At 70.7% G+C, this 6143-nt stretch carries 4 protein-coding genes and 1 tRNA gene; 1 reads left to right on the top strand and 4 read right to left on the bottom strand.

From position 1 onward, the window contains the following. Window positions 1–176: 176 nt before the first annotated feature. From HUW62_RS45190 to HUW62_RS45175, 4 genes are all read right to left on the bottom strand, one after another. The gene (locus tag HUW62_RS45190) at window positions 177–1034 is read right to left on the bottom strand and encodes an ABC transporter permease (protein ID WP_176437970.1); all 858 of its coding nucleotides are present in this window, start codon (window positions 1032–1034) and stop codon (window positions 177–179) included. Then, on the bottom strand, window positions 1031–2020 hold the full coding sequence (locus HUW62_RS45185) for an ABC transporter ATP-binding protein (RefSeq protein ID WP_163861486.1): 990 nt from the start codon (window positions 2018–2020) through the stop codon (window positions 1031–1033). The genes HUW62_RS45190 and HUW62_RS45185 overlap by 4 nt, the downstream gene beginning before the upstream one ends. A gap of 29 nt (window positions 2021–2049) precedes the next feature. After that, window positions 2050–2934, bottom strand: a complete 885-nt coding sequence (cyoE, locus tag HUW62_RS45180; RefSeq protein WP_176437969.1) for a heme o synthase — start codon at window positions 2932–2934, stop codon at window positions 2050–2052. Between the two features lie 308 nt (window positions 2935–3242). Then, window positions 3243–5603, bottom strand: a complete 2361-nt coding sequence (locus tag HUW62_RS45175) for a tetratricopeptide repeat protein (protein ID WP_163861480.1) — start codon at window positions 5601–5603, stop codon at window positions 3243–3245. 191 nt (window positions 5604–5794) lie between these two features. On the opposite strand from HUW62_RS45175, the gene HUW62_RS45170 reads away from it, so the two are divergent. Next, window positions 5795–5870: transfer RNA gene (locus tag HUW62_RS45170), tRNA-Ala, on the top strand. Window positions 5871–6143 lie beyond the last annotated feature (273 nt).

Raw genomic sequence — 6143 nt, 5'->3', positions numbered from 1 at the left:
GAGTGGCGGGAGCCTCCTCCTTCGTGCAAGCGGGCAGGGCCAACAGCCCCGCGGCTCCCAGCATCGACAGGCCGAGCGTGCGCAGCGTCATCGTGCAGTCTCCTCGGTGAACCGTGTACTTCGTCCGCGTCCCCTCGTAGTCAAAGGACGCGAAGCTGTCCAACGGCCCGTCCGCGCTATTCGCGACGGCTGACGCTCACCGCGGCCAATCCCAGGAACACCGTCGCGAACGCGAGCAGCACCGGCACCTCCAGCCCCGTCCCCGACATGGGCGAGCCCACCACCACCGACGCCTCCGCGCCGTACAGCGCCCGCCGCACGCCCTCCACGGAGAAGCGCATGGGGTTGACCACCATCACCCACGACAGCCACGTCCCCGCGCCCTTGAGCGGGAACATCGCCCCGGACAGCACCCACATGGGCAACAGGACGATGCTCATCACCGCGTGGTAGCCCGCGCTGGAGCGCACCCACCACGCCAGCGACATGCCCATGCCCGTCAGCGCCAGCGCCGACAGCACCATCACCGCGAAGAGCAACGGCAGGTTGACGGTGGCCGCGCTCACGCCCGCGAGCGGCGCCAGGAGCAGGAACAAGGACGCCTGCATCAGCGCGATGGCCGACGAGCCCAGCGCCTTGCCCAGCACCACCGCCAGCCGCGAGCCCGGCCCGGCGAGCACCGCCTGGAGGAACCCCTCACGCCGGTCCTCGATGACGGTAATCGTCGCGAAGATGGCGCTGAACAAGAGCACCATGGTGACGACGCCCGGGAAGAAGAACTGCTGGTAGCCGAGCCCCCGCGCGCCCTCGACACGGAACGAGCCCGCGAAGCCCGAGCCGATGACGAACCAGAACAGGATGGGCTGCGCCAGCGCGCCGACGACGCGGCTGGGCTGACGGAAGAAGCGCACCACGTCGCGCGCCATCAACACGCGCACCGTCGCCCACTGCAACGCGAGCGTCCCAGGCACGGCCGGCGCCGGGGCGGAAGCAGTCACGGCGGGGGGATGCGCGGTGGAGAGTTCGGCGGTCATCGGCGTTTCCTCGGCGCGGGGTCCGCGGCCGGCACATCGGCGCCCAGCGCGCGCCCGGTGAGCTGGAGGAACACGTCCGCCAGCGTGGGCCGGCGCAACGAGACGGACGACAACCTGCCCGCTGGAAAGGCCTCCACCAACCGAGGCACCAGCGCGTGCCCCTGCCGGGCTTCCACCTGCACCTTCCCCTCCACCACCTTCGCGTCCACGCCCAGCTTCTCGCGCACCTCGCGCGCCAGCGTCTCGGGCTCGGTCGCCTCCACCGTGAGGATGTCCCCCCCCATGCGCGAGGCCAGCGCGGCCGGCGTGTCACACGCCACCAGCTTGCCCGCGTCGAGCACCGCCAGCCTGTCGCAGACTTCGGCCTCATCGGCCCGGTGCGTGGTCAGCAGCACGGTGATGCCCTCCGCGTCACGCAGCCGCTTCAGGTGCGCCCAGAACGTGCGGAAGGCCGCTTCGTCCAGGCCCTGCGTGGGCTCGTCCATCAGCACCACGCGCGGCTGATGCACCAGCGCCCGCGCCAGCTCCAGCCTGCGGCGCATGCCCCCGGACCACGTGCCCACCCGCTCGTCCCCGCGGTCCGCCAGGCCGATGAGCGTCAACATGGACTCCACCCGCTCGCGCGCCCGCTCGCCCGTCAGCCCGTACAGCCGGGCCCCGAGCATCAGGTTCTCCCGCGCCGTCAGCAGGTCATCCAGGCTGCCGCGCTGGAAGATGATGCCCATCTGCCGACGCAAGGCCGGGTCGCTGAGCGACAGCTCCCGCCCGGCGAAGCGCACCTGCCCCGCATCGGGCGCCAGGAGGCCCGCCAGAATCTGGAAGGTGGTGGACTTGCCCGCCCCGTTGGGGCCCAGGAGGCCGAGGATTTCGCCCGGCCGCACGGACAGCGTCAAACCGTCCACGGCGACGCGGTCCTTGAAACGTCGGGTCAGCCCCTCGAGGTGGAGCAGCGGAACGGGAGGGGTGGAGACCGAGGTATCAGGCATGGGCGGTGTGTCCCGCCGGCACCCCCGCGCTAGCCGCGGGGAACGCGGTCCAGGCTCAGCGCCGCGAACAGTCCGGTAAGGTAGACCAACGAGAAGAAGAACGCCTGCCGCGCCCAGGGCTTCCCGAGTCGCCGGAAGAACCCCCACGCTCCCAGGCCCAGGAAGCTCAGGCCCAGCGCCACCGCCGCCGCCAGGTACCAGGTGCCGGCGATGTGGAGCTGGAAGGGCAGGAGCGTCATCGGCACCAGCGCCACCAGGTAGAGGACAATCTGCGCGCGGCTGGACTCGTCCCCGCGCTCCAGCGGCACCGACTTGAGTCCCGCCGCCGCGTACTCCTCCTTGCGGAACAGGGCGATGGCGATGAAGTGCGGCATCTGCCACAGGAAGAGGATGGCGAAGAGCGAGAAGCCGCCCGCGTCCAGCCGGTCCGTCACCGCCGTCCAGCCCATCAGCGGGGGCAGCGCGCCAGGCACCGCGCCCACCAGCATGGCCACCGAGGTGCGCGCCTTGAGCGGCGTGTATGCCAGCACGTAGCTGAGCAGCGCCAGCAGCCCCAGGGCCGCCGTCAGCAGATTGGCCCCCAGCGCGAGCGCCGGCAGGGACACCGCCGCCAGGGAGATGCCGAACCACAGCGCCACCGCCGGCTCCATCCGCCCGGAGGGCAGCGGCCGGTTCTGCGTGCGCGCCATGAACCGGTCGCTATGGCGCTCCCAGTAGCAGTTGAGCGCGTTGGCCGCACCCACCGTGCCGGCCGTGGCCAGCAGCGTCACCAGGGCACCGCCCGTGGCCAGGTGGCCGGGCGCCAGCCACATGCCACCCGCCGTGGTGATGAGGACGAGGCTCGACAGCCTCGGCTTCATCAGGGAGAGCAGGTCGGACGCGGTCGTCGACATGGACTCGGCACGCGCGCTCAAGCGGACTCCAGGGGAGAGCGTGACAGGGGCACTGCCGACGCGTTGACGGCCCTCCCATACAAGCACCACCGGGGGGTGGGCAAGGACACGTCACCGCGACGGGGCGCCCGTGACTGGCCGCCCGCCCGGCACCCTTCGGGGGACCGGGTCCGCGTCTTCGTGTCCTGGCAATCGTGGGAAGGCAAACACCTGGGGCATAGCCCCCGGCCCGAGTCCCTTCAACCCGGGCCCGCGGGCACGATGCGCGCCTTGCTGCCCGCGCGCATCAGCCCCGCTTGTCCGACCCCGGCGACGGAGTCGGGCCGCGCTCACCCTCCGGAGAGGGAGCGAGCGGCGTTGGCGTGCTCACCGCTCGGCTCGCGCTTCAGGTACTCCTGCGCGAGCATCTTCGCCTTCGGGCCCTGCTTGGCGTCCTTCGAGAGCAAGGTGGCGTAGTAGTAGTACGCCGGGGTGAAGGCCTCGTCGGCGTTGAGGGCGCGCTGGTACGTCTCGTCCGCCTTCGCCGCGTCGCCCTTGCCCTGGAAGACGCGCGCCAGCTCGGTGAGCGCCACGGCCGAGCGCTCGGGCTGACCGACGAACTCCTGGCTCGCCTTCTCCAACTGCTCCTGCGCCTTGGGCCAGTCGGAGCGCTCCCGGTAGATGGTGCCCATGGCCAGCCGGGCCTCCGGGTTCTTCGCCTTCGGGTCCTTCACGGCGCGCTGGTACTGCGTCAGGGCGTCATCCAGCTTGCCCTGGCGGCGCAGGGCGTTGCCCAGCATGACCACCAGCTTGGGGCTGTCGCCCATCGTCTTGAGGGCCGTCTGGAGCGCCTCGGCGGCTTCCTTCTCGCCGCCCTGCTTGCCCATGAGGGCCTTGGCCAGCTCGACGTGGAACTGGGCGCGCGACGAATCCACGCGGATGGCCTTGCGAATCTCCTCGGCGGCCTGCTCGAAGTTGCCCTCGGCCAGCAGCCTGCGGCCCTTGATGAGGTGCAGCTCCGGGTTCTGCTTGTCGAGCGAGAAGCCCGTCTCCTCGCTCTTGAGCATCTCCGCGCGCGCCTTGTCCTTCTCCAGCGGCACCGCGGTGGCCTCCACCAGCTTCTGCTGCACGTCCGGCTTGAGCTCCTGCAGCTCGGCGGACACGCGGCTGACCAGCAGCGAGCGCGCCAGGTGCGCGGCGGCGAGCTGACGGGGCGACGGCGGCGGCTCCGACTCCAGGAGCTTCTTGAGCATGGACTGCACCAGGCCGAAGTTGGGCTCGTCCTGCTCCAGCATCAGCAGGGAGCGGCCCAGGAGCGACTCGGGGTGGTCCTTCTCGTAGCGCAGCGCCAGGTCGTAGTTCTTCCAGGCGGTGTTGTCCTGGCCCAGCCGGCGGTAGGCGGCGCCCAGGCCGGAGTAGACGCGCGGGTCGTCCGGAGCCAGCGTCTGCGCGCGCTCCAGGGTGTCCCGCGCGCGGTCCAGGTCGCCCGCGTTCATCTGGATGAGGCCCAGCGTCAGGTAGAGCAGCGAGCTGGAGCGGCCCTGGGAGTCCAGCGCCCGGACCTTCTCCTCGAGCTTGCCCAGCGCGTCCTTGCCCTTGCCCCCGTACGTCTGGACGAGCGCCTCGGCCGCGATGAGGTGCGAGCTGACGTCGCCCGCCTTCATGCCCGCGGCCAGGTGCTCCTCGGCGCGGCGGCGCGCGTCGTCACCGCCGCCGTGCTCGCCCCAGCGGATGGCGTAGGCGTACGCCAGGTAACCATGGGCCAGGCCGGAGTCGGAGTTCACCTCCAGCGCCTTGTCGGCCGCCTCGCACGCCTTCTTGTAGCTGTCGAAGGAGTCGCGCTTGAGCGCTTCGGCGGCGACCTCCAGGTGCTTCTTCAGCTCACGGGCGACGTTGCGCGTGTGCCGGGTGTACATCACGTAGCCGGGGATGAAGAGCGCCAGCGCCGCCACCAGCGCCACCGTCACCCACTTGCCGCGGCCACCCCCCTGCCGGCTCGCCTGACGTCCACGAGGAGACTCGTCGTCCTCGTCGTCATCCACCTCTTCCACCACCACCGGCTGCGGGCGGCGGGGCTGGGGCGTGGGCGCGCGGGGCGCCTCCGTGCGGGCCTGAGCGGACGGGCCCGAGGGCGCACGCGGCGTCGACGCGGGCTTCGGCGTGGGCGCCGCGGGAGTCTGGGCCTCCGTGGCCGCGACACTCGCGAGGGCCGACGCCGACTGCTGCGTGGCGGACGGCGTCACCACGGGCGGCGCCGCGACGGGCGCGGGCGCGACGGGCCGAGGCGGGTCGATCTTGTGCTGCTGCAGCAGCGTGACGGTGTCCGGGTCTCCCGGATCCACGCTGTAGGCCTTGAGGAGGTTCGCCTTGCCGGGCTCGGCTTCGCCCGTCTTGAGTTGGAGGGCGCCGGCCAGCCGCAGCGCGGCCTTGTCCTCGGGCTGGACCTGGAGTGCGCCGAGCGCCTCTTCCAGGGCCTTCTTGTCCTTGCCCTGGTCGGCATAGACACGGGCCAGGAGGATGCGAGGGTCCGCGGCGTTGGGATGCGCCTTCACGCCCTTCTTGCAGACGACCATCGCCTCCATGAAGCGCCCCATGCTCAGGTACGCTTCGGCCAAGGGCTTATAGGCGGCGGACGAAGGGTCTGAAGCGAACGCGTGTTCGAGCTTCGCGAGCTCGGCCGGGCTCAACGTCTTTGAAGGGGAGGTAGACATTACCGGGGGGAGGGACACCGGGCGGGAAGGGTACGCCTGAGAAGAAGGGTTTTTATGGCATCCGCTGCGCGGCACGTCAATCGCACGGATGAGTCACGAAGGCTTGCGCTTGACAGCATGAAAGCGGTCCGGTACTAGCCCGTTCACCTCGGCGGCCCAAACGCCGGGGCGCCGCACGCAGGGCCCGTAATGGGGGTGTAGCTCAGTTGGGAGAGCGTCGCGTTCGCAATGCGAAGGTCGTCGGTTCGATCCCGTCCACCTCCACCATGTTGAAAACGAAGGGCCTCACGGGAAACCGTGAGGCCCTTTGCATTTGGGGGCATTTCGGGCAACTGCCGAATTGCAAAGCAGGCGGGCTTTGTTATCCGGAGTCGATGACTGACCCGTCTGCCTCGCTGTCGTTCTTCGCGCGCTTCTGGCTCGCCTGGCTCTGCTTCTGGCGCTGCCTCGTGTCCGGTGAGTTCGCTCGCGCCGTGCTGCCCGCCAGCCGGGCCTACGACGCCGGGCAGTTGAACCTCCTGCCCTCCGGCACTCCGGCCC

Source organism: Myxococcus sp. AM011, from assembly GCF_013372595.1.
Classification (GTDB): domain Bacteria; phylum Myxococcota; class Myxococcia; order Myxococcales; family Myxococcaceae; genus Myxococcus; species Myxococcus eversor.
The sequence above is the reverse complement of the archived record's forward strand: the minus strand, read 5'-3'. Positions and strand labels throughout refer to the sequence as shown.